Here is a 23,658-nt window from a genome sequence, read left to right on the forward strand (position 1 = left end):
GTCCGCCGAGCTAGCCTCAGATGCTCAAAAACCGGACCTAACGCACTGCGAAATCTAAAACCGCAGGTCGCTGAGAACAAAGACTTGCAAAGTGCACCTCGTGGGGCGCGCCCCACGAAAACGAACCCACGAAAACCCTAAACCAAGCACGCTCCGCTCCGACCCCCTATCCTCCTGAAGTGGAAGTGCTTCGAGGGGACAGGAATTCCGGGGGAACCATGGATCCACTAACCGTGTACACGCGCGAAGAATTGCGCAACAAATACTCACTCAGTAAAAGGCAGTTCGAGCTGCGGGTTTCAACCGGTCAGTTCACACAAATCGCCCGCAATATGTATCTCAAAGATCCGGTCAGCCCAGCTGCGTTAGTGCAGGCGCTGGCTAGGTCCGAGACGCCTGCAGTGTTCACCGCCCAAACCGCCATGGAAATCCACCAGGAACAGCAGCTCACTTTCCCCGTCCACGCGCGAGTCCCCGAGACCACGCGCAAGCGCGATACTCCCTATCTGCGCACGTACCCGAAGCGGGAAGCCCCGCATAAGCAGATCAAGAAAGTGCCCGTGGTCCGACCTGCCGTAGCCGCCCTGGATGCCTACAATGCCCCCGAAACGTGTCCTGAGGTGGCCGAGTTCCTCCGCATCTCCTACGACGGCCGAATCGGCAAGGAGAAACTGGCTCAAGACCTCGGCGAACTTTCCCGCGTGCCCGATTCCTTCAAGGAATTCCTGAAAACAATCCGGCTCGGGGCAGACAGCAAACTCGAGCGCCAGTTCCACCACGCCCTCGAGGGCCGCGGCCTCAAGTTTGAAAACAACGTGCTCATCGCGGGCATGATGTGGGATTTTCAGCACGCCACTGAACGCAAGCTACTCATCGAGGTCGGCGCTTACGATTTTCACCGCGAGACCAGCACGAATCTGGGCTGGCAAAACTATATCCGCGACGTGTGGAAGGCCAATTGGGCAGCGCTCAACGGATACACCTTGTTGCAGTTCACCGCGAAATGCGTCGACATTGAGCGCGGCCGCTGCCTCGACGCTGTGGAGGAAGCTCTCCAACAACGTCGGGGCGGTGGTCGTCGTCTAGCGTGGTCGGAGCCGTGGAAATGGCACCGTGGCCTGCAAGACGACCACTACCATCTGTGGTAGCTATGCCTTTTGCGCCAAGGCTGCTGCCTTCTGCGCGATGGCAAGCTCCTCGTTGGTGGGCACGACGAAGACGCGCGTCGTCGAGTCGTCGGTGGAGATCAAGCGCGCACCGTCTGCGCGGGTTTCGTTGCGCTCCGGATCGATCTTGATGCCGTAGTGCTGCAGGCCTCTAAGAGCGTCACGACGAGTGGCCACATCATTTTCGCCCACGCCCGCGGTGAAGGTAATCGCGTCCACGCGCCCCAGCGCGATCATGTAGGAACCGATCACGCGACGCAGCTGGTGAATGTAGACATCGTAGGCCAGGGCTGCATCGTCGTTATCTTCGTCGATCAAGCGGTGCAGGTCCCGGAAATCGTTCACACCGGACAGGCCCTTCACACCCGATTTACGGTTGAGAAGGTTATCGATCTCATCGATGCTCATGCCACCGTTGCGCGCCAGGTGGAAGATTATACCTGGGTCGATATCGCCACAGCGAGTACCCATGACTAGGCCTGCCAGTGGGGTCATGCCCATGGAGGTGTCAATCGGGTGGCCACCGCGCACCGCGGAAGCCGAGGCACCGTTGCCCAGGTGCAGCACGATCTGGTTGACGGAACCAGCTGGCATATCCAGAAGCTGTGGGACCTGGCCAGAGATGTACTCGTGGGAAGTGCCGTGGAAGCCGTATCGACGAATCTGGTTCTCTTTAGCTACCTCACCATTAATAGCGTAGATAGCCGCGGCTGCTGGAAGGTCGCGGAAGAAGCCGGTGTCGAAGACAGCCACATGAGGCAGGTCTGGGAGCAACTTACGTGCCACCTCGATGCCATCAATGTTGGCTGGGTTATGCAGTGGGGCGAGCGGAATCAGGTCGCGGATCATCTCAACAACCTGGTCATTGATCAGCTCTGGTGCCGAGAAGACCATGCCGCCGTGGACCACGCGGTGGCCAACTGCAATAATGTCCACCTGGGTCGGGCCAGCGCCGAGGCCTTCGAGCATCTTCATTGCAGCTTCCAAACCAACGGTGTGGTTTGGCACTGGCTGCTGCACTACGTGCTTCTCGCCTGCGTGCTTGATGGTGATGCGGCCGCTTGGCTCGCCGATTTGTTCAACCAAGCCGGAGACAAATGGTTCTGCTGAGGCGTCCGCGTTCGGGTCGACGATTTGGAACTTGACCGAGGAAGACCCCGAGTTAATAACAAGAGCATAGGACATTTACTTGTTCCCTCCGGCTTGAATAGCGGTAATTGCGACGGTGTTGACAATGTCAGGAACAGTCGCACCACGGGATAGATCGTTGACTGGCTTGTTCATGCCCTGCAGGATGGGGCCTACAGCCAATGCGTCGCCGACGCGCTGGGCCGTCTTGTAACCAATGTTGCCTGCTTCCAAGTCAGGAAAGACGAAAACATTAGCGTGGCCCGCAACTGGGGAGTCTGGCATCTTGCGCTTTGCCACACCTGGGTCACAGGCAGCGTCGAACTGCATTGGGCCGTCAACGCAGAGGTCTGGGTCGATCTCGCGAGCCCTGTCCACGGCCTGACAGGCACGCTCCACGTCAGGGCCTGCACCGGAGGAACCGGTGGAATAAGACAGAATAGCTACCTTCGGATCAATGCCGAACTGAGCAGCGGTACGAGCGGAAACAACTGCGATTTCGCCGAGCTGCTCCGCGGTTGGGTTCGGGTTCACAGCACAGTCACCGAACGCCCACAAACGGCCACGCATAACCATCAGGAAGATCGAGGAGACAACGGAGGCCTCAGGCGTGGTCTTAATAATCTGCAATGCAGGACGAATGGTGTGCGCGGTAGTGTTCGCTGCGCCGGAAACCATGCCATCTGCCATGCCCTTGTACACCATCATGGTGCCGAAGTAGGAGATGTCCTTCATGGTTTCGCGTGCCTCTTCAATGGTCACGCCCTTCTTCTTGCGCAACTCGACGAAGTCCTGTGCGAACTCTTCCTGGAGAGGAGAAGTGAGGTGGTCCAGCAGGTGTGCATCAGAGAGGTCAACGCCGAGCTCGTGTGCTCGGTTTTCCATATCCTCTGGGTCACCGATGATGGTGATTCTTGCAATGTTCTGCTTCAGGAGCTGGCCAGCGGCGAGCAGGATGCGGTCATCGTGGCCTTCAGGCAGAACGATATGTGCTCCCACTGCGCGGGCGCGCTCAAGCAAAGCAGCTTCGAATACTGGCGGCGAAATCACTGGCTGTGCATCTACCTTGAGGTAGTTCGCAATCTTGGCGGAATCCTGGAGTTCCTCTGCTGTGACGGTGGCGGCCACAACTGCGTGGACGCGCTTTGCGGAACGCTCGCCCAGCTCAGCGTGGCGACCCTTTCCATCGTGAAGCAGAATGAATGGAACCCCGAGAGCGGCTGCCGCTTCGGCGTCAAATGTGTTGTTACCAGTACCGATGATGAGCGCTGGGCCCTCGTCGAGAATATGCGCGGAGTAGATCGCTGCGAGGGAGGATTCGAAATCATCGAGCTTGACCACACGTAGACCCAGATCTCGTGCCAGAGAATTCAGATCGACGCCGTCGAAGTTGCGATTTACTGCGGAGACCAATGCTGACCGCTGCTCTGCCATGGGGTTGCCTTTCCGTTGGGTGCAGGGGGTGGTTTCAAAATGGTAGAGAAAGTCGTACTTTTTCTGGACTGCGCTTGCTTTGTGCCCTGCAAGAGCAAGGTGTGATGCACGCCCAGGCTTGTGGACCATTGTAGCCCGAAACACACTACACATTTGTGTGAAAGTGAATGTAATAACACCAATAATTTTTGGTTCTTCGGCTCAAACCTCCGTCGCCTATACTTTGGTGAGAGGAAAACATATTTAGAACATATTAAGGTGAGGAAATTCATGAGCACTCCCCTACGCGTTGCCGTCGTAGGATCTGGCCCAGCTGGCATCTACGCCTCTGACCTGTTGGTTAAATCCGATGTCGAGGTTTCTATCGATTTATTCGAACGTATGCCAGCCCCCTTTGGCCTCATCCGCTACGGCGTTGCCCCTGACCATCCACGAATCAAAGGTATTATTCGTAGCCTTCATAATGTATTGGATAAACCCGAGATTCGCTTGATTGGCAATGTCGAGGTGGGCAAAGACATCACTGTTGACGAACTTCGCAACTTTTACGACGCAATCATTTTCGCCACCGGTGCCACCGCCGATAAGGACCTCAATATCCCGGGCAAGGAACTCAACGGCCACTACGGTGCGGGCCAATTCGTCGGCTTCTACGATGGCAACCCAGACTTCACGCGCGACTGGGATCTCTCGGCGCAGCAGGTTGCCGTAGTTGGCGTTGGTAACGTCGCCCTTGATATTGCCCGCATCCTGGCGAAAACCGGAGACGAGCTCCACACCACCGAGATTCCGGACAATGTGTACGAGAACCTCTCCCAAAACGCCGCGAAGGAAGTTCATATCTTCGGTCGTCGTGGCCCTGCTCAGGCGAAGTTCACGCCGCAGGAGCTCAAGGAACTCGACCACTCCGATACCATCGAAGTCATCGTCGACCCAGAAGATATTGATTACGACGAGGCTTCTGAGCAGGCTCGCCGCTCCTCGAAGTCCGTTGACCTGGTCTGCCAGGTGCTGGAGAGCTACGCCATGCGCGAACCAAAAGACGCTCCGCACAAGATCTACATCCACTTCTTTGAGTCTCCGGTGGAAATCCTCGGCGAAGATGGCAACGTCGTCGGTTTCAAAACGGAGCGCACCGAACTCGATGGCAATGGTTCCGTGCGTGGCACCGGCAAGTACACCACCTGGGATGTGCAGGCCGTTTACCGTGCAGTTGGCTACCGCCCCGAGCCAGTCCTCGGCGTTCCCTTCGACTCGGAAAAGTCGGTCATGCCGAACGACAATGGCCACGTCCTCACCGAACCAGATGGCGAGATCGTCCCGGGCCTCTACACCACCGGCTGGATCAAGCGTGGCCCGGTGGGCCTGATCGGCAATACCAAGTCCGATGCAAAGGACACCACGGCAATGCTGTTGGAAGACTACGAAGCAGGCAAGCTCACCCAAGCACCGCAGCGCGACTCGCAGGCAATTCTCAATTTCCTCGAAGAGCGCGAGATCCCCATTACCACCTGGGAAGGCTGGGCAAACCTCGATGCTGCAGAGCGGGCGTTCGGTGAGGCCGAGGGCCGCGAGCGCAAAAAGGTTGTGGAATGGGACGACATGATCAAGCACGCGCACCCGGAATACGAGATCTAGTCACCCAACGCTGCCAATCCCGGCGGAAAAGACGTTAAACTCGGGTTTATGAATAACCTAATCTCGGCAGTCCGTCTCATCGACCTTTCCGCCCTCGAGGTTCACCAACTCTACAAGTTGCGCGTGGATGTCTTCGTCCACGAGCAAAAAACGCCATACGCAGAAATCGATGATACGGATGCCGAGCAGGATACGTGGCATATCATCGCGAAGCGGGCCAACACCATTGTCGGTTGCGCCCGCATTTACCCGCACGAAGACTCAACTAAGTTCGGTCGCTTCGCCGTCGCCGAGGCAGAGCGTGGCACGGACCTCGGCTCTGAGGTCTTCCTCGCCGCAATGAAGCAGGCCCGCAAGGTCTGGCCCGAGCGCGAAGTAATCCTAGACGCACAAGAGTCGTCCAAGGAGTTTTACGCACAGCGCGGGTTCGAGGAGGTCGGCGAGCCATACGAAGACACGGGTGTTCTGCATCAGCCGATGCGCCTCACGGTGGCCGGGCTCTCCTACTTCATTTCTAACTCTGAACAGTAATCTGCGCAGTCGCTTCCTTCGCGCGGGCTTTTGCCTCGTCGATGGTTTCGGCTGTGCTGGTTACTACACCCATGCGGCGTCCAGGGTAGCCGGTAGGTTTGCCGAAGAAACGCACGTCAGTTTCAGGAACCGCTAGCGCTTCTGCCACTCCGGTATAAGAAACTGTCTCCGAGTCTTCGGGCGCGTGGATATAGCGCGCCGCACCTGGGGTGACCAGGGTGGAGTCAATGGGCAGGCCCAAAATTGCGCGCGCATGCAGGTCAAACTGCGAAAAGCGCTGGGTCTGCGTAGTCAGGCTGCCCGTGTCATGCGGGCGTGGGGTGACCGAGGAGAAGTACACGTCATCGCCCGCCACGAACAGTTCAACGCCGTAGACACCGCGCCCTCCAAGAGCATTGGTGATGCGCGCGGCCATCGAGCGCGCGTTGCCCATCGCCCCTTCGGACATCGGCGCGGGCTGCCAGAACTCCACCAGCCTGCCGTGGGAGTGCCTGCGCCCAATGGGTTCGCAGAACCAGGTGGCTAGCTCGCCCGTGTTCGGATCGATGGAACGTACCGCCAGAATGGTCACCTCGAAATCGAAGTTCACAAACCGTTCGACACTGACGTAGCCCGCCGAGTCAGGCTGTTGCGCCTCATCCCAGGCCTGTTGCACGCCTTCGGCGTCGCGCAGGAGGGTATGGCCCTTGCCTGAAGAGGAAACCGCGGGCTTGACTATGCAGGGGTAGCCCAATTCGTCCGCGGCCGCGCGCACTTGTTCGGGGGAGAAGGCAAAGCGGTACGCGGTCGTCGGCAAGCCAAGCTCTTCGCTCGCTACACGACGAATGCCCTGGCGCGACACCGTGAGCTCGCATGCGCGTGCCGAAGGCACGACCATGGCTTTGCCGGAAGCCTCAGCGCGCGCCAAGACGTCGGCGGCGACGGTTTCGATCTCGGGAACGATGTAATCCGGCTGGATCTTCTCAATGAGTTCCTCGATCTGGCCGGCATTCATCGTGTCGGCGACGTAGGCGTAGTGCGCCGACTGGTGAGCGGGAGCGTTCGCGTACTGGTCAACCGCATGGACCTCGAGACCCAAGCGCTGAAAGGACAGGGTGAGTTCCTTCCCGATCTCGCCGCTCCCCAAGAGCAAAACCTTGGTGGCATTGGGGGTCATCGGGGTACCAAGCGGATGTGAAACCATAATTAGCGCTCCATCACGTCGTGGCGGACAATCGTCTGATCGCGGCCGGGGCCCACACCGATGTAGCTAATCGGTGCGCCGGAGAGCTCTTCAAGGCGCAGAACATAGTCCTGAGCCTTCTGCGGCAGCTCCTCGAAGGTGCGGCACTCGGTGATGTCTTCGTCCCAGGCAGGCATGGTTTCAAAGATTGGTTCCGCGTGGTGGAAGTCCGACTGGGTCAGTGGCATCTCGTCGTGACGCACTCCGTCAACATCGTAGGCCACGCAGATCGGGATCTCGCCGATGCCGGTGAGCACGTCAAGCTTGGTCAGGAAGTAGTCGGTGAAACCGTTAACGCGCGAGGCGTAGCGGGCAATCACCGAGTCGTACCAGCCACAACGGCGCTTACGACCGGTGTTCACGCCGACCTCACCGCCGACAGTTTGCAGGTAATCGCCCCACTTGTCGAAGAGCTCGGTGGGGAATGGGCCGGCACCCACACGCGTGGTGTAGGCCTTGATGATGCCCAGGGAGGCAGTGATACGGGTGGGGCCGATGCCCGCGCCCACGCATGCGCCACCGGCGGTAGGGTTTGAGGAGGTGACAAACGGGTAGGTGCCGTGGTCCACGTCCAACATGGTGGCCTGGCCGCCCTCCATGAGCACGTGCTTGCCCTCGTCGAGCGCCTTGTTCAGTACGTACTCGGATTCAATGACCATCGGGCGCAGGCGATCGGCGTAGCCCAAGAAGTAATCCACCATGGCATCGACTTCGATGGCCTTGCGGTTGTACATCTTCACCAGCATCTGGTTCTTCACATCGAGTGCGGATTCGATCTTCTGGCGCAGTATCGACTCGTCGAAAATGTCCTGCACGCGGATACCCACACGCCCGACCTTGTCCGAGTATGTTGGGCCGATGCCGCGGCCGGTGGTGCCAATGGCGCGCTTGCCCAGGAAGCGTTCCTGCACACGGTCAAGCGTCTGGTGGTACGGAGCCACTAAGTGCGCGTTCGCAGAGATACGCAGGCGCGATGCATCGGCGCCACGTGCCTCCAGGCCGTCGATCTCCTCGAAGAGTGCCTCCAAGTTGATCACCACACCGTTGCCCAGAATTGGGACGGCATTTTCCGACAGAACACCCGCTGGAAGCAGCTTCAGTTCGTACTTTTCACCACCGACAACAACGGTGTGACCTGCGTTATTACCACCATTGGGTTTGACAACGTAGTCGACGAGACCACCAAGGATATCGGTAGCTTTACCTTTACCCTCGTCCCCCCACTGTGCGCCGACGATTACGATTGCCGCCATATGATCACTTCCGATCAATCGATGTACTTGTGCAAAGCTAGTGTACTAGGCACGATAGGATCTACGGACATGCGCCTTATCTTCATTTCGTGTGGCGGCCCTCTGCCCTACCCCGAATTACTGGATTCAGCCGGCATTCCGCGCAATCCGGTGACCGATTATGTGGAGGTTTCCGAGGTACCCACCCGCACGGAACTGAAATTCTTGGATGAGATCGCGCACGAAGAATTGCCCGTCGATCCCACCCCTTCCCTCGATGAGATCGCAGCACAACCCGATGTCGCCCACTTGGGCACCCCCGGATTCGCTCCGCAGCACCTCGTCCGCCCTGTCCGCGTGGTCGTGGCCGGCTCCGATGCGGCACTTTCCGCCGTGCTCACCCGCATGATGCGCGCCGACTACATGTGGATGGAAATCGCCTACCTGCCCGTCGATTTCACCTCGTCCGCCGCCATCAATTGGGGCCTCAGCTCAGTCAACGCCCTCGACGTCGCCCTCAACGGCCAGGTGCGTCCCGTGCCCACGATCCGCACAGACACGTCGACGGTGGTCGCGGGTTCCGCGTCGTTGACGCGTTTTTCGCTTGACGACGACACCCCTGGCCAGGAATCAGTCGGCGAATACATCGGCGAAATCGTGGTTGATTCCGAGCTCATCGTCTTGCGCTCTGAGCCTAAAGATGACTCCGAACCTGATGCCCGCTTCTACGGCCAATTCGGCGCTCGCCTTGTCCCTATGATCGACGCCCCCGGCATCGCAGCAGTACCTTTGGTGACTCCCCGAATCAGCAGCGGCACCCTGACCAAACATGATCCCCGCGAGTTGCAGCAGTGGTCCTCGAATTCCCTGCTGCGCTGGCGCACACGTGGCAAGGCTGTGCCCACCAATCAGGTCGATGGTAACCGGATGAAAACTGGTCGCGCCGTGCAATCGGGCGGAGTAGACATCTTGATCACCATCGATGGAGTCGATCACCCTCGCCCGGTCAAGCGGGTGACCTTCTACCGACATTTGAGGGACATGCAGGCTGTTCGCCCTGCATAGAGATTTGGGGGAGTAGATTGGGGGCATGACTGATTCTGAGACTGCCCCACGCAACGTCGACTCCCTGCTCAATGCCACAGTCTTCGACAACCTCGGTGAGAAAATTGGCACTGCCTCGGACGTCTACCTCAATGACGAGACTGGCCAGCCGGACTTCATTGAGCTCAAGCACGGTCTCTTCGGGGCCAAGAGCTCCATTGTTCCGCTGCGCGGACACGACTTGAAGCAAGATGGCATCCACGTCGCTTTTCCCAAGGACAAGCTCGACGACGCCCCAGAGATTGGCATGGAGGGCCACCTCACCGCCCCTGATCGCCACAAGTGTTACAAGCACTTTGAGGTCAAGGATTTAGATGATGTCTCGGGGTACCAGACGCTCAAGTCCTAGGACTTCTTGTGCTCATCCTCGTCCCACACCTCCGGCGGGTACGCCGGGGTCTCTGAGGTAGGAGAAAGCACGGCCAAAGCAGATTCGCGCGACATTCCGCAGACCTGCAGCAGGTCAACGATGATGGAGCGCGACTGGGCCAAAATGACATACGCGCTAAGTACACTATCTTCTTCGATAACATCCATCGAGGCTTCGGAGCCTAGCTGGCGCAGCTTATTCACCAATACCGGGATCTCCTGGGACTGACTGAGTTCCGTATTCACTTCGTACATATCCGAGAGATCTAGGAAGTACTTCGCCAGCGCATCAATGATCTCGATCTGACGATCACTTACGGTATCCCCGTCTTCAACCAGCACATGTGCGCGCCGGGCAAGGACACGTACGTTCCTAATCGCGTTATCCACGGGCTCGATCACGCGTTCCAGGGAACGGACATACCTGCGGGTGGCCCACAAGAAGGGAGAAATTCTCGACGATTCGGCGCCCGACTTCGTGGCTGTAAGCATGGCATCGATGCCACTTTGAGTTCCGCGGATGGCGGCCAGTGCATCGTCGATAAGCTCGGCGTCGTTGTCGCGCAACCCCTTCGCCACATCGTCGAGCACCGACGACGCAATACCTAGCACCTTGGCTATTTCGTGGCGTGCCGACGACAGTGGCGACGAAGGCAAAAACGCGATCACCAGGATTGCAATGGTGGACCCCACAAGGGCGTCGAGGGTGCGGTCGATGCCGGTGGTTTCCGCGCCGGGTGGCATGATCGTGGCAATCAGGATCGCTCCGATGGCAACTTGGTTATTGACAAGCACGGAGCTGGTGAAGAATCCCGCCACTATGAGGCTCACTCCGACGGCAAGCGCAATCTGCCACCCGCCGGTGCCAAGCGGGGCGATGAGCAGGTCGCCGACAAGCACGCCGAGGACACAGCCCATGGATAACTCGAAAGCGCGCTTGACCCTGTCTCCGCCAGAGACGGACAGGATGATTACCACCGAAATCGGGGCGAAGAACGGGGTGGCGTGGCCGATGAGTTCTTGGGCCACCCAATACGCCAACCCGGAGGCAAGCGCAGTCTGGATAATCTGCCACCAGCGCTTGCGCAGGCGCGCGAGGCGGGACTGCAGCGAGCGGTCGATCGCGTGCAAGCGCGCACGCGTGCCCATGCGTTCTTTTGCCACAAATTCACCCCGATTCTTCCGTTAATTACTGCTCATCAAAGGATACTCGAAGCGAAAAGCTCCCGCGCCGTTGCGCGGGAGCTTTTGGGTAACTGGCGTTACTTGGTGCTTACTTGGTTACAGACTTGCCAGCCGACTTCAGGTCCTTGCAGGACTCGATGACGCGCTCGGACATACCCTGCTCTGCCTTCTTCATGTAAGAGCGTGGGTCATAGACCTTCTTGTTGCCCACTTCGCCGTCAACCTTGAGAACGCCGCTGTAGTTCTCAAACATGTGGCCCACGATTGGGCGGGTGAATGCGTACTGGGTGTCGGTGTCAACGTTCATCTTGATAACACCGTAGGTCAGTGCCTCTTCGATCTTTTCCTTCTCGGAGCCGGAGCCACCGTGGAAAACAAAGTCGAATGGCTGAGCGGAAGCATCCAGGCCAAGCTTCTTAATGGCTGCGTCCTGGCCCATCTTCAAGATTTCTGGGCGCAGCTTCACATTGCCTGGCTTGTACACGCCGTGTACGTTGCCGAAGGTTGCGGCCAGAAGGTAACGGCCGTTCTCGCCGGTACCCAGAGCGTCAATGGTCTTCTCGAAGTCCTCTTCGGTGGTGTACAGGTTAGCGCCGGCCTTTGCCTCAACGCCGTCCTCTTCGCCGCCGACAACGCCGATTTCAACCTCAAGGATGATGTTGGCGTTGCGTGCCTTCTCCAGGAGCTCCTGAGCGATCTCAAGGTTCTCGGCGATTGGCACTGCGGAACCATCCCACATGTGGGACTGGAACAGTGGGAGTTCGCCACGGTCCACGCGCTCCTGGGAAATAGCGATCAAGGGGCGTACGTACTCGTCCAGAACTTCCTTCTGGCAGTGGTCCGTGTGCAGGGCAACGTTGATGCCGTAGTGCTTTGCTGCCTCGTGAGCGAAAGCTGCCAGCGCCTGTGCTCCTGCGACCTTGTTCTTTACTGCCAAGCCGGAGCCGAACTCTGCACCACCAGTGGAAAACTGGATGATGCCGTCGGACTCAGCCTCGGCGAAACCCTTCAGGGCAGCGTTGATGGTCTCGGAAGAGGTGCAGTTGATGGCTGGGAATGCGTAGCCACCTTCCTTTGCCTGATCCAGCATTGCGTTGTAGACCTCGGGAGTTGCAATAGGCATGAGCTGAGAAATCCTCCATTGTTGAAATACTGAGATTCTTTCCCAGTATGCCTTGAAATAGAAGTTTTGGCTTGACAATCACACCCGCACACCCGAAATTGCGCACTAGCCTTCGTCGCTAGTCTTCATCGCTAGCGCTCACGCGCGCCGCCGCCTCCAACAACATCCAACCGGAGAGCTGCACCGAGAGATCACGCTCGTCGATGCGAATCATGCCCATGGCTTCGGGCACCGACGACGGGCCGAGGCCGTAGTTGTGTGGCAGGCGCGCGTCTTGGGTCCAATCGGACGAGAAGATTGGCAGGCCATCAACTTCGAGGCGGTGGTTCCACACCGACTCCGCTGAGGCCACGACAATGCGCTTGGCCACCTTCTTCGTCGCCGTATTTGCCGGTGAATCCTCCGGCAAGCGCACCGCAATATCGGCTAAGTACCTGGCCAGGATGCCTTTGAACAGGCCTCCGTCCCCGTCTCCGCCGCCGAGAATGACACCTTGGGGCGAAGCCATGTGCAAGGCAATCGCCTGCATCAGCGAACGAATGTGAGTGACATATGTAATCGATTCGTCGGCCTTGGAGGCATCATCGTAGGAGTCCACCGCCTCATCCTGGCCCAGCCCCGCGCGCTGGCGTAGAGCAAGCACAATTTCCAGCGAGGCGCCGAGCAGCACGCCCTGGTTGTAGGTATACGTTTTGTCCACGATTTCTGGGCCGTGCATGCGCATGCGCACACCGTCCATGACCAGGCCATTGTCAGCGAGCAAATTATCGTAGATCCAGTCCACGATCTCGCGTGCCTGATCCAGCCTGCCTGTGCGAGCCATCATGATCGCAGCGGGACCATTCGAGGGAACATTGTAGTAGGTTTCCCCCTCACGCCAGGGCAGCACACCAGTGACCGAATCAATGCCCGCGATGAGGTTGAACTCCAGCTCGCTGAGCTGCTTCGGCGCCTTCACACGGTTCAGGTTGCCAGCCCGGCGCATGGCAAGCGCCATCCAAGCCTTGTCATCAAAATAGCGATTATTCACCAACTTGCCCAAGTTGCGGATTTGTATTCCGCGCATGGTATCCGTGATGCGCCGACGACGCGTCTTCGTTTCGCGCCGCAGCGCTGCGTCCACCTGGCAATCGAGATATTGCGCCTGCCACCAATAATGCCAATGTCCAAAGAGTTTCTCTTTGGTGGTGGGTGGCCAACTGACCACCGCAAGGTTGGTGCGGGGCATCCCCCACAGCCGCGACGCGTGACGCTCATTAATCGCGGATTCAGCAAGGTCGGCGCGGTGCGCCCATGTCTCAGGCACTACTCTCCTCAATCGAAGGAAACTTCATCAATATTTACCATATCGTGATTTCACCACGAACGTTTCAGATCAGCGTGCTGGCGAACCCACGCATGCATGGCAATGCCTGCCGCGACTCCGGCGTTGATCGACCGGGTAGACCCAAACTGAGCTATCGAGCACGTCATTACCGCTGCACCCTGGGCTTCTGCTGTGACTCCCGGCCCTTCTTGTCCAAAAACAAGCATACAGTTTTTCGGCAACTCGGCGGTTTCTAGCGGAGTCGCCCCGGGGGTATTATCAATCGCCACAATCGGCAGGTCACGCTCGATGCACCAGGCCACCAAATCCTCAATGGTCGCATGATGTTCCAGGTGTTGATACCTATCGGTGACCATCGCCCCGCGTCGATTCCATCGCTTCTTGCCCACAATGTGCACCGTATCTGCAGCGAACGCGTTCGCCGTACGCACGACGGTGCCAATATTCGCATCGTTTTCAAAGTTCTCAATAGCCACGTGAAAGGAATGACGTCGGGTGTCAATGTCGGCGATAATCGCCTCGCGCGTCCAGTATCGGTATGCATCGACCACGTTACGACGATCACCTTCGCGCAACAACGCCTCGTCGTAACGCGAATCGGTAGGCCATTGGCCCTCCCACGGCCCGACCCCGTGGCGACCCTCGCCCCATTCGGTCGGGCCGGGCTCCGAGGTACTACGCAAGACCAAGGTCCTCCAGGCCGAGCAAGTAGCGATACTCCACGCCCGCCTCGCGGATCACCGCTTCCGCACCGGTGGCACGATCAACCACCGTTGCCACAGCAACAACTTCAGCGCCTTCCGCACGCACGGCCTCAACCGCGGTCAGCGGCGAGTTACCGGTCGTGGTGGTGTCTTCGACAACGAGCACTCGCTTGCCGACGATCGACGGGCCCTCAATGCGACGCTGCATGCCATGCTTCTTCGCTTCCTTGCGCACAACGAATGCGTCGACCGGGTCTCCTTCAGCGTGCATGATCGCGGTAGCAACTGGGTCGGCGCCCAAGGTCAGGCCGCCAACTGCAACATAGTCGAGGTCAGAGGTGATCTGGCGCAAAAGCTGGCCGATCAGGCGGGATGCTTCGTGGTGCAGCGTGGCACGACGCAGGTCCACGTAGTAGTCAGCTTCCTTGCCCGAAGACAACGTGACCTTGCCGTGAACAATGGCAAGCTCTTTGACCAGGGCTGCGAGCTTTTCTTTTGCTGCGGAATCGACGCGATTATCAGTCATGCGCCATATGTTAGTCGCCGAAGATACTCGGTGGTTTCAGCTCCCTGGTTATCCGGGTGCCATCGTTGACGGGGCCCTCGTACTTTCCGTCGGCGATGGCTTCTACCTCGTCGCCGCCGATGGCGTGATGTTCCATGATTCCGTGCACGGTGCCCGTTGTTCGCGTGGGCAACTCGAGTGGTTCTTCAGGACGCACGATATGCACACCAGTGTCAGGTTCCTCGGTGTGGGACTCCGCAACGGGGAGCAGGACCGGCTGGCCCATTTCACGAGTTGGCCGATCAAATTCCAGGAACTGCCAGGTCTGCGGAGGGAGCACGCGGGCGGCATCGGCAAGCAATCCCAGTGGCGCAAGCATTGCGTCCCAGTCATCGGGAGTGCTCCCTTGTTCGGTTTGCGCCAGCACCCAGTCGGTTTCAAACCACACCGCGCTAACTACTTCGGGCATGTTTTCTAGGGCAATGAGCACGCGATCATCGAGGATTCGCTGCGCCGGACCAACCTCGGTGGCATAGACCCTAAAGCCACCAATCGTGGACACTTCAAGCAGGTCGTCGGAGGACTCAGCGTCAAACCCCTCGCGTCGCATATCGACGACCACGTCACTGACCACCCCGGTGCGCATAGCCATGACGTTTGTGCCACCCAGGTCCATCAGCAAAGTTTCGTGGCCGTAGGAAACACCATGGACGATATCTTTTGCTGCTACGCCCGAGGAGGCTGCCCCGCGGGTCCATTCGTCAAGCAGGTAGTTGTCGGTGCGCTGGTACTCGTAGCCGTGCTGCTCGGCCCACGAGCGCCGATCCCTGCGAGTAGCTCCTGGAAAATGCAGGCCTGATTTGCGCACGGGACGCGGAGCGGGCTGCGGAGCTGGCTCGGGTTCGGGCTCGGGTTCTGGCTCGGGTTGCTCGACCACGACAGGTTCGGCCTCGGGTTCAGCCATGGGTTCGGCCACGGTGGACTCTTCTTCCGCGGGCGGGAGCGTCGTCGTTAAGCGAGGCTCTTCTGCGACATCTTCCACGGGATCTTCTCGATCCGGTGGATTCTGAGCGTTACGAGAACCGAAGTACCACAAAACGCCCGCTCCCACGAGAGCGAGCACTGCGAGGAAAAGCGCTAAGTATGCCATCAAGTAGAACTTTAGCGTCTTGCCCGTGCTTAGACGTGACGCGCCACCTCATTGGCCGTATCTGCACTCCACTGCGACCAACCGCCAACGTAGTGAGTGACAATGGGCAGACCGACGTGAGCCATGGCCGCGAGCAGCATCGCCGAGTGATTCCCGGAACCCGAATAGGTGACAACATCTGCTGGATCCGTGTTGTGGTCAATGCCTTCCTGGGCCAAACGCGCGAGCACCTGGTCGGTCGGCTTGATCTTGTTGTCCTTGTCAAACAGCTCGGAGACAGGCAAGTTCACAGCACCCGGGATGTGGCCGGCTTTGAGATCCAGAATCTCGCGGCGACCTTCAAAGCGACTCTCGCCGCGGGCGTCGAGGAGTGTGCCATCGAAGCGCTTCACGTCCTCGATCTCAATCGTTGGCAAAGAATGTGGCTGAACCTTTACGTCCGAACCGACTGTGATATTGCCCGGACCGCCGACTGTGGGCAAGCCAAGGCGATCCCACTCGGCACGGCCACCGTCGAGGATGTAGACCTCTTCGATGCCGGCCCACCGCAGGACCCACCACGCACGCGAAGCGAATACGCCCATGCCTGGGTCAAAGACCACGACTGGGCGCCCCTTCTTCAGGCCCCACTTGTTAATGGACTGCTGAAGGGACCGCACCGAAGGCATCGGGTTGCGGCCATCTTCGCTGCTAGGGATGCCTGCGAGTGCAAAAGCCGGATCGCAGAACAATGAGGTTGGGATGTGGTTCGACTGGTAAATCGCCTCGGCATCACCCTCAAGCGGTGCCCAAATGGTTGAGATTACAGTCTGGTTTTGTCCGTGTCGGATGTAGTCTGCGAGCTCGTTTGCACTGATGAAGACAGTCATGACTGCCATACTAAGGGGATTAGTGACTTTCCGCCGTATATCCCGGAGCTACCTGGATCTGGCCATCATCTTCGAGAGACTCCAGCCACTCCTGGATGCCTTCCCAAGGACAATCCGGCCCGATCGATGCCGCGAGCATCCCGCCTGGACCGATTTCGACACGGCACCCGAAAGCGAGCAAAGTTCCCGCGATATCTTCTGGACCTTGGGGCAAAATCCGGATGGTAGATGCACCACCGCGTACAACAACTTGGTTGACGTGGAATTGCCCACCAACCCTTACGCATTCAACAATGTCCCCGACAGCCAAAGTGGTGTCAACGAATGGAACGCTGGCCACAACAAAGTGCCCATTTCCAAGATCGTGAGCTGCAAGTTCTTCGTTGTTGATGCCCGGTAACGGAACCCTAGTAACAATTGTGGTTGTTGGCGTTAAGGACGTCATTCCCTCATCGTAGCCGGTTGTGGCAAAAAAGGAATCAGCGCGGGTTTTACATGCGGGGACTGGTATCGGTGCCGTTTGTTTTATGTGTTGCAGGCTACACATAAAGGGGCTGATCCTCAAACGCACGCACTACTCGTTAGCTAACCAACCGAACCGGTTCACAACTACTTGACATACGTCGTTTTCAGCACATCCGTCGATAGTGCGGGCCGAATTGGGCCGGCGATATCGAAGTCCTGTTTTTAATGTCTGCTAGATCGCACGTAATGGCCCATTTTTGGGCAGTTTTTTGCCAGCGTTCGATATCGCGACAAGTGGCAAGCAGCAAGCGACAAGTGCCAGACAGCAAAAAGCCGGTGGACCCCCTGCAAAAGGGAGTACACCGGCTTTAAAGCGATTACTTCGCTGCTACCGTGAGCGACTCGCCGTCCTCGGCAACGTCCACCGCAACGGTGTCGCCGTCAACAATATCGCCCGCAAGCAGGGCCTTTGCCAGCTTGTCGCCGATAGCCTGCTGAATCAGACGACGCAGCGGACGGGCACCGAAGTCGGGATCGTAGCCACGCTCGGCCAACCAAGACTTCGCAGCATCCGAGACATCGAGCTCGAGTCGGCGACTTGCAAGACGGTCCGCCAGGGATTGCAGCTGAATGTCAACGATGCCAACCAGCTGTTCCTGAGACAGTGGATCGAAAATGACCACGTCGTCGAGGCGGTTGATGAACTCCGGCTTGAAGGTCCGCTTCACAGCATCCATGATCTGCTCGTGGCTTCCACCTGCGCCCAGGTTCGAAGTCAGGATAATCACGGTGTTGCTGAAATCAACGGTTCGACCTTGGCCGTCGGTGAGGCGACCATCGTCGAGAACCTGCAGCAAGACATCGAATACGTCCGGGTGAGCCTTCTCCACCTCGTCGAAAAGCACGAGGGTGTAAGGGCGACGGCGCACGGCCTCGGTCAGCTGACCGCCCGAATCGTGGCCGACGTATCCCGGAGGGGCACCGACCAAGCGGGAAACGGAGTGCTTCTCGCCGTACTCGGACATGTCGATGCGGACCATGGCCTGCTCGTCATCGAAGAGGAACTCCGCGACGGCCTTCGCCAGCTCAGTCTTACCAACGCCGGTAGGACCAAGGAAGAGGAAGGAACCGGTTGGTCGGTTCGGATCCGCAATACCTGCACGGGAGCGGCGGACCGCATCAGAGACTGCCTGAACAGCTTCGTGCTGGCCGACGACGCGCTTACCCAGTACTTCTTCCATGTGCAGCAGCTTCTCGGTCTCACCCTGCATCATCTTGCCTGCAGGAATACCGGTCCACGCACTGACTACTTCGGCGATCACATCAGGGGTGACTTCCTCGGCAATCATGGTATTTCCGGAGTCGTGGGCCTGCGATTCAGCCTCGGCGACCTCTTGTTCTAGCTCTGGGATCCGGCCGTAGCGCAGCTCGGAAACCTTTGCGTAGTCACCGTCGCGCTCCGCGATCTCGGACTCGTTGCGCAGTTTCTCCAGTTCTTCCTTCGCTGCCTGAACCTTGTCAATCGAGCCCTTCTCGTTTGCCCAACGAGCTTTCAGCTCGCCGAGTTTCTCGCGCTCGTCGGCAAGTTCTTGACGCAGTTTCTCAAGGCGATCCTTCGAGGCCGCATCCGACTCCTTCTCCAGGGCGATCTCTTCGATCTCGAGGCGGCGAACGACGCGCTCAAGCTCGTCGATCTCCTCTGGAGACGAATCGATCTCCATGCGCAACCGTGACCCAGCCTCGTCGACGAGGTCAATGGCCTTGTCTGGCAGGAAGCGGTTGGTGATGTAGCGGTTTGACAGCTCGGCGGCGGCGACTAGTGCAGAGTCCTGGATGCGCACGCCGTGGTGCACCTCGTAGCGCTCCTTGAGGCCACGAAGAATACCGACGGTGTCTTCCACGGAAGGCTCACCGACGTAGACCTGCTGGAAACGACGCTCGAGAGCGGCATCCTTTTCGATGTACTTGCGGTACTCGTCAAGCGTGGTTGCACCGACTAGTCGCAGCTCACCACGGGCAAGCATTGGCTTAATCATGTTGCCGGCATCCATCGAGCCTTCGCCCGTTGCACCAGCGCCGACGATGGTGTGCAGCTCATCGATGAAGGTAATAATCTGACCGTCAGAGCTCTTGATCTCATCGAGGACTGCCTTCAGGCGCTCCTCGAACTCACCGCGGTATTTCGCACCTGCGACCATCGAGCTGAGATCCAGGCTGAGCAGCGTCTTGCCCTTCAGCGACTCAGGAACGTCGCCTGCGACGATACGCCGAGCAAGGCCCTCAACAATCGCGGTCTTACCAACGCCAGGCTCACCAATGAGCACTGGGTTGTTCTTGGTACGGCGGCTAAGAACCTGGACGACACGGCGAATCTCCTGGTCACGCCCGATTACAGGGTCGATCTTGCCCTCGCGAGCACGAGCAGTCAGGTCGGTGGAGTACTTCTCCAGCGCCTGGAACTGATCTTCCGGATCCTGGCTGGTGACCTTCTTGCTACCACGCACAGACGGGAAAGCCTGCTTAATTACGTCATAGGTAGCTCCGCGCTTCTTCAGCAGCTCAGCTGCCTCATCATTGCCACGAGCAATGGCTGCGAGCAGCACCTCGGTGGAAACGTATTCGTCGCCAAGTTCACCTGCGAGCTCTTGCGCCGTGTTCAGCGCGTTGAGAGCATCGCGGTTAAAGTTCGGGTTTGCTAAATTCTGGCCTTCGGCCTTTGGGTAGCCATCGACGATCGCTTCTGCCTCTTTCGCGACAGTGTCCGGATCGACGCCAGTAGCTTGCAGGACAGGGCGCGCAATGCCCTCTTCCTGGGTTAAAATTGCATTCAAAAGGTGTGCCGGACGGATATCCGGGTTACCGTTTGCGCTTGCTTTCTGCAGCGCCTGTTGCAGGGCTTCCTGCGTTTTCGTAGTTGGGTTGAACGAGCTCATATAGTTGCCCCTTTCGTCTTAAAGTTTTGTTAGTCATTAGGTATAACGCACAAAGAGTTGAGTCTGTTCCACTCAAGTACGAAAAAGGGGCAACTATTTTAGGCATTCTTTAGTCTCGCCCGCTCAACTTTAAATTCTACCAGTTCTTAACGAGGATCCGCCGTTTCCACAGTCTTCGTGGTACCGGACAAGTTCGGTCGCTGAACAAATAGCGAGAACGCTAGGGCCACGGTCAACATGATTGCGGCCACCAAGAATGCACGGGCACCGCCCTCACCTTGTGCCTCAGGAGTGCCACCTCCAGCAGCACTAGTCACATCGAAGATAGCGATTAGCACCGCAGTACCGGCCGCGCCAGCCAGCTGCATCAGCGTATTCAAAATGGCAGAACCGTGGGAATAGATCTCGTCGGGAAGCGAACTCAACGATGTGGTCATCAGCGGCGTCAACGCGAGGCCGATACCCACCGACAAAACAGCGAACATCACCACAATGAACCACACCGACGTCGTGTGGTCGACGGTTGCCATGGCAAAAAGCGCAGCCACGGAGATCGCCGCACCCGGGATGACAAGTGGGCGCGGACCAATGCGGTCATAGAGCGCACCAGAGATGGGCGAAATGAGCGTTTCGACGATTCCACCTGGCAGGTTGACCATACCGGCAACCAGTACCGACACGAGCAAAGCGCCCTGCAGGTAGAGAGGAAGCGTGTTCGACACACCCAGCAGAGCCATTTGGAAGATCATGATCACTACTACAGCAATGACATAGTTGCGCACACGCAGCGGAGCCAGGTTCAGCAGAGCCTTGCCGGTTTTTGCCATGGCCAGCTGACGCCAGACAAAGAGGACAAGGCCAACTACGCCGACGATGAAGATGATGATCGCGGCGGTCGCGCCTGGTCCTTCGGTGACAATTTCACCAATTGAGCTCAAGCCGTAAACGAGACCGCCGAAGGCAAACGCCGAGAGCACAACAGAGACGAAGTCGAGCGGAGCATCCTTGGTTGTACCAACATTTTGGAGGTAGCGCACGCCAACTAGACCTGCAATGGCCACGAGGACCGCCATGATCCAGAAAGTCATATGCCAGGTAGCAAACGACATGATCAGGCCCGCGAAAGTTGGGCCAAGAGCTGGCCCCACGGCCATTACAATAGAGATGATTCCCATGATGGCGCCACGGCGGTGAGCTGGGACGATGTTCATGGCAACGGTCATCTGCAGTGGCATCACGATGGCTGTACCAATGGCCTGCAACACACGACCCAGCAGCAAAACCACGAATGTTGGCGAAAGTGCCGCAACAATCGAACCGATGAGGAAGAAGATCACGGCAAAGAAATAGACCTGGCGCGTGGTAAACCGGTCAAGGATCCAACCGGTCATTGGCATCACGATGGCCATGGTCAGCATGACACCGGTGAGCGCCCACTGCGCAACCGATGCGGTGATATCAAAATCAGCCATGATCTCGGGCAGTGCGACCGACAGCGCGGTCTCGTTGAGCATCATCACAAAAGTAGTGCCAACCAGCACAGCAATAACTGCGATGACCTTGCCAGACAGCTTGTCCGAAGGCTGTGATTGCGGGCTTGGTGGGGATCCGTTCACAGGTGTCACGGTAAGAAGCTCCTTATTAACCAATAATGGGCGCACCTAACTAGGTACGCCGCAATGAGAACAAAACAAAGAAAACCGCGCCTCAGCCTATCTGCTCAAGGCAGGAAGGCTGGGTTGCGGATTTTCATTTTGACATTAACGGCAATTCGTGTCCGTTTATGCCAAAGCACTTTCCAGTTTGGTTGAAAGTGCAAGTTCTGTCAAAACTTGGTGAATAAGAGCACAAAGATGTGCTCGTTGTGTCTACTTCTCCATGTCTACTTCTCCGAGGTCGGTTCCACCGTCTTCGTCGAGCCCGAGAGGTCAGGACGCTGAACGGACAGAGCAACAAGGACACCGATGGTAAGAAGCACGGCGCCAAGGAGGAAGGCCTGCGCTGCACCATCGCCCATTGCTTCAGGGGTGCCGCCACCGGCTGCACTGACGATATCGAAGATAGCAATCATCACTGCCGTACCGGCAGCACCAGCCAGCTGCATCAGGGTGTTCATAATTGCGGAGCCGTGACTATAGACCTCGTGATCTAGGGAGCTCAGCGCCGTGGTCATCATTGGAGTGAGCACCAGCGACAGACCACCGGAGAACACCACGAACATGAGCACAATGAACCACACCGAAGTGTTCGAATCTACGGTTGCCAGGCCATACAGCGAAGCAGCAGCAATGATCATGCCTGGGATCACGAGTGGGCGAGGTCCAACGCGGTCATACATAGAACCGGAGAATGGCGAGATGATTGCCTGCAGGAGGCCGCCAGGAAGGTTGACTAGGCCAGCGACCAAAACGGAAGTCATCAGTGCACCCTGAAGGTACAGTGGCAGCGTGTTGGAAACACCCAGCATGGTGGCCTGGATGAACAGGATCGAAACCAAAGCGACGACGAAGTTCTTCACCTTCAGCGGAGCCAGGTTCAAAAGTGCACGGCCTTCCTTCGCCAGGTTGATTTGGCGGCGAACAAACCAGACCAGTGCGACGAGGCCAACGATGGTGATCACAAGCGCAGCTTGTGCGGCTGGGCCGCCGGTCACTGCCGTTCCAATGGAGCTGAGTCCGTAGACAAGGCCGCCGAAAGCAAAGGCTGCCAGGATCACGGAGAACACATCGAGTGGGGAGTCCTTCGTGGTGCCCACGTTCTTCAGGAATTTCACGGCGAACAGGCCGGTGATAGCTACGAGCACTGCCATGATCCAGAAGGTGGTGTGCCAGGTAGAAACCGTCATGACCAAGCCGGAGAATGTTGGGCCAAGCGCAGGAGCCGTAGCCTGAACGATAGAGATCAGACCCATGACGGTGCCTCGTCGATTAGCAGGCACAATGATCATGACGACGATCGACTGCAACGGAATCAGAACTGCAGTACCTGCTGCTTGCAGGACCCTGCCGAGCAACAACATGCCAAAACTAGGCGACCATCCGGCGATGATTGAACCAATAAGGAAAGCAATCAGCGCGAAAAAGTACACCTGACGGGTAGTGAACCTATCCATGACCCAACCAGTAGTCGGCATCACGATGGCCATGGTCAACATCACGCCGGTCAGCGACCACTGAGCAGTGGACGCGGAGATATCAAACTGCGCCATGATCTCGGGCAGTGCGACGGACAGGGAGGTCTCGTTGAGCATCATCACGAAGGACGTGACGACGAGGACGCCAATCACGGCAATTGTGCTGCCGGACATGCGCTCATTATTCTCGCCGGAATCTGCTTTTTGGTTTCTATCGGGTGTTTTTCGGGCTGCGTTCATATGTTCTCCAGTGATAATTGGTTAAATTGCAAAAGTCTTTTCGATCGCAAAAGCGGTGTACCCGATTAGGGGTACACCTACAGAGTTTTTTTGGGGGGCTTCTAAAGTGATTGGTCGCCTTGCCGGAAGCGCGGACTAGGCGTTGCTCGGGACAAAGGGAAAACTTTTCGAATAAGTTTCCTTTTGCGAAGCAGATCAAG

Annotated in this window: 20 protein-coding genes; 5 read left to right on the top strand and 15 right to left on the bottom strand. The window is 57.9% G+C overall.

What is annotated here, in order from left to right; all coding sequences use genetic code 11:
* The first annotated feature begins 218 nt into the window (after window positions 1–218).
* On the top strand, window positions 219–1,148 hold the full coding sequence (locus ACXZ66_RS12325) for a hypothetical protein (protein WP_458749131.1): 930 nt from the start codon (window positions 219–221) through the stop codon (window positions 1,146–1,148).
* On the opposite strand, the gene ACXZ66_RS12330 is transcribed toward ACXZ66_RS12325, so the two are convergent.
* Entirely contained in the window at window positions 1,149–2,351 is a 1,203-nt protein-coding gene (locus ACXZ66_RS12330) for an acetate kinase (protein WP_458749132.1), read from the bottom strand.
* Window positions 2,352–3,728, bottom strand: a complete 1,377-nt coding sequence (pta, locus tag ACXZ66_RS12335; RefSeq protein ID WP_458749134.1) for a phosphate acetyltransferase — start codon at window positions 3,726–3,728, stop codon at window positions 2,352–2,354.
* Window positions 3,729–3,998: 270 nt separating this feature from the next.
* Here pta and ACXZ66_RS12340 point away from each other — a divergent pair, with 270 nt between their 5' ends.
* On the top strand, window positions 3,999–5,366 hold the full coding sequence (locus tag ACXZ66_RS12340; RefSeq protein WP_458749135.1) for an FAD-dependent oxidoreductase: 1,368 nt from the start codon (window positions 3,999–4,001) through the stop codon (window positions 5,364–5,366).
* A 48-nt stretch (window positions 5,367–5,414) separates the two neighbouring features.
* The gene (locus ACXZ66_RS12345; protein WP_458749136.1) at window positions 5,415–5,897 is read left to right on the top strand and encodes a GNAT family N-acetyltransferase; all 483 of its coding nucleotides are present in this window, start codon (window positions 5,415–5,417) and stop codon (window positions 5,895–5,897) included.
* On the opposite strand, the gene purT is transcribed toward ACXZ66_RS12345, so the two are convergent.
* Window positions 5,881–7,083, bottom strand: a complete 1,203-nt coding sequence (gene purT / locus ACXZ66_RS12350; RefSeq protein WP_458751385.1) for a formate-dependent phosphoribosylglycinamide formyltransferase — start codon at window positions 7,081–7,083, stop codon at window positions 5,881–5,883. The genes ACXZ66_RS12345 and purT overlap by 17 nt on opposite strands.
* Window positions 7,083–8,372, bottom strand: coding sequence for an adenylosuccinate synthase (locus tag ACXZ66_RS12355; RefSeq protein ID WP_458749137.1), 1,290 nt, complete (start codon window positions 8,370–8,372; stop codon window positions 7,083–7,085). Before ACXZ66_RS12355 ends, purT begins: the two co-directional genes overlap by 1 nt.
* A gap of 69 nt (window positions 8,373–8,441) precedes the next feature.
* On the opposite strand from ACXZ66_RS12355, the gene ACXZ66_RS12360 reads away from it, so the two are divergent.
* Window positions 8,442–9,416 carry a diacylglycerol kinase catalytic domain-containing protein gene (locus tag ACXZ66_RS12360; RefSeq protein WP_458749138.1) on the top strand — a complete coding sequence of 325 codons (975 nt, stop codon included), beginning with the start codon at window positions 8,442–8,444 and terminating at the stop codon, window positions 9,414–9,416.
* 25 nt (window positions 9,417–9,441) lie between these two features.
* Window positions 9,442–9,804 (top strand): PRC-barrel domain-containing protein, encoded by a 363-nt coding sequence (locus ACXZ66_RS12365; protein WP_458749140.1) that lies wholly within the window; start codon window positions 9,442–9,444, stop codon window positions 9,802–9,804.
* Here the strand turns inward: ACXZ66_RS12365 and ACXZ66_RS12370 are convergent.
* The 11 genes from ACXZ66_RS12370 to ACXZ66_RS12420 form a co-directional block, all read right to left on the bottom strand.
* On the bottom strand, window positions 9,801–10,988 hold the full coding sequence (locus tag ACXZ66_RS12370) for an FUSC family protein (RefSeq protein ID WP_458749142.1): 1,188 nt from the start codon (window positions 10,986–10,988) through the stop codon (window positions 9,801–9,803). The two genes, ACXZ66_RS12365 and ACXZ66_RS12370, sit on opposite strands and share 4 nt — an antisense overlap.
* A gap of 109 nt (window positions 10,989–11,097) precedes the next feature.
* Entirely contained in the window at window positions 11,098–12,132 is a 1,035-nt protein-coding gene (fbaA, locus tag ACXZ66_RS12375) for a class II fructose-bisphosphate aldolase (protein WP_458749143.1), read from the bottom strand.
* A 118-nt stretch (window positions 12,133–12,250) separates the two neighbouring features.
* The gene (locus tag ACXZ66_RS12380) at window positions 12,251–13,438 is read right to left on the bottom strand and encodes a glycoside hydrolase family 76 protein (RefSeq protein ID WP_458749145.1); all 1,188 of its coding nucleotides are present in this window, start codon (window positions 13,436–13,438) and stop codon (window positions 12,251–12,253) included.
* Between the two features lie 50 nt (window positions 13,439–13,488).
* Window positions 13,489–14,142 (bottom strand): TrmH family RNA methyltransferase, encoded by a 654-nt coding sequence (locus tag ACXZ66_RS12385; protein WP_458749146.1) that lies wholly within the window; start codon window positions 14,140–14,142, stop codon window positions 13,489–13,491.
* Complete coding sequence (gene pyrE, locus ACXZ66_RS12390) at window positions 14,135–14,689, bottom strand: orotate phosphoribosyltransferase (RefSeq protein WP_458749147.1); 555 nt, start codon at window positions 14,687–14,689, stop codon at window positions 14,135–14,137. The genes ACXZ66_RS12385 and pyrE overlap by 8 nt, the downstream gene beginning before the upstream one ends.
* Window positions 14,690–14,699: 10 nt before the next feature.
* Window positions 14,700–15,818: a hypothetical protein gene (locus tag ACXZ66_RS12395; protein ID WP_458749149.1), complete on the bottom strand. Its 1,119-nt coding sequence runs from the start codon at window positions 15,816–15,818 to the stop codon at window positions 14,700–14,702.
* A 29-nt stretch (window positions 15,819–15,847) separates the two neighbouring features.
* A complete protein-coding gene (locus ACXZ66_RS12400) occupies window positions 15,848–16,687 on the bottom strand; it encodes a sulfurtransferase (protein WP_458749150.1) in 840 nt (279 codons plus the stop codon).
* 19 nt (window positions 16,688–16,706) lie between these two features.
* The gene (locus ACXZ66_RS12405; RefSeq protein ID WP_458749151.1) at window positions 16,707–17,132 is read right to left on the bottom strand and encodes a DUF4265 domain-containing protein; all 426 of its coding nucleotides are present in this window, start codon (window positions 17,130–17,132) and stop codon (window positions 16,707–16,709) included.
* A gap of 397 nt (window positions 17,133–17,529) precedes the next feature.
* A complete protein-coding gene (gene clpB / locus ACXZ66_RS12410; RefSeq protein ID WP_458749153.1) occupies window positions 17,530–20,085 on the bottom strand; it encodes an ATP-dependent chaperone ClpB in 2,556 nt (851 codons plus the stop codon).
* Between the two features lie 146 nt (window positions 20,086–20,231).
* Entirely contained in the window at window positions 20,232–21,710 is a 1,479-nt protein-coding gene (locus ACXZ66_RS12415) for an MDR family MFS transporter (RefSeq protein ID WP_458749154.1), read from the bottom strand.
* 257 nt (window positions 21,711–21,967) lie between these two features.
* A complete protein-coding gene (locus ACXZ66_RS12420; protein ID WP_458749155.1) occupies window positions 21,968–23,392 on the bottom strand; it encodes a DHA2 family efflux MFS transporter permease subunit in 1,425 nt (474 codons plus the stop codon).
* Window positions 23,393–23,658 lie beyond the last annotated feature (266 nt).

The organism is Corynebacterium sp. S7, assembly GCF_054401105.1.

What these genes read in the sequence shown, in the direction of transcription:
- pyrE (WP_458749147.1), bottom strand. Translation starts at nt 14,689, where the DNA reads ATGACTGATAATCGCGTCGATTCCGCAGCAAAAGAAAAGCTCGCAGCC.
- ACXZ66_RS12330 (WP_458749132.1), bottom strand. Translation starts at nt 2,351, where the DNA reads ATGTCCTATGCTCTTGTTATTAACTCGGGGTCTTCCTCGGTCAAGTTC.
- ACXZ66_RS12340 (WP_458749135.1), top strand. Translation starts at nt 3,999, where the DNA reads ATGAGCACTCCCCTACGCGTTGCCGTCGTAGGATCTGGCCCAGCTGGC.
- pta (WP_458749134.1), bottom strand. Translation starts at nt 3,728, where the DNA reads ATGGCAGAGCAGCGGTCAGCATTGGTCTCCGCAGTAAATCGCAACTTC.
- ACXZ66_RS12400 (WP_458749150.1), bottom strand. Translation starts at nt 16,687, where the DNA reads ATGACTGTCTTCATCAGTGCAAACGAGCTCGCAGACTACATCCGACAC.
- ACXZ66_RS12395 (WP_458749149.1), bottom strand. Translation starts at nt 15,818, where the DNA reads ATGGCATACTTAGCGCTTTTCCTCGCAGTGCTCGCTCTCGTGGGAGCG.
- fbaA (WP_458749143.1), bottom strand. Translation starts at nt 12,132, where the DNA reads ATGCCTATTGCAACTCCCGAGGTCTACAACGCAATGCTGGATCAGGCA.
- ACXZ66_RS12355 (WP_458749137.1), bottom strand. Translation starts at nt 8,372, where the DNA reads ATGGCGGCAATCGTAATCGTCGGCGCACAGTGGGGGGACGAGGGTAAA.
- clpB (WP_458749153.1), bottom strand. Translation starts at nt 20,085, where the DNA reads ATGAGCTCGTTCAACCCAACTACGAAAACGCAGGAAGCCCTGCAACAG.
- ACXZ66_RS12405 (WP_458749151.1), bottom strand. Translation starts at nt 17,132, where the DNA reads ATGACGTCCTTAACGCCAACAACCACAATTGTTACTAGGGTTCCGTTA.
- ACXZ66_RS12325 (WP_458749131.1), top strand. Translation starts at nt 219, where the DNA reads ATGGATCCACTAACCGTGTACACGCGCGAAGAATTGCGCAACAAATAC.
- ACXZ66_RS12360 (WP_458749138.1), top strand. Translation starts at nt 8,442, where the DNA reads ATGCGCCTTATCTTCATTTCGTGTGGCGGCCCTCTGCCCTACCCCGAA.
- ACXZ66_RS12345 (WP_458749136.1), top strand. Translation starts at nt 5,415, where the DNA reads ATGAATAACCTAATCTCGGCAGTCCGTCTCATCGACCTTTCCGCCCTC.
- ACXZ66_RS12420 (WP_458749155.1), bottom strand. Translation starts at nt 23,392, where the DNA reads ATGTCCGGCAGCACAATTGCCGTGATTGGCGTCCTCGTCGTCACGTCC.
- ACXZ66_RS12365 (WP_458749140.1), top strand. Translation starts at nt 9,442, where the DNA reads ATGACTGATTCTGAGACTGCCCCACGCAACGTCGACTCCCTGCTCAAT.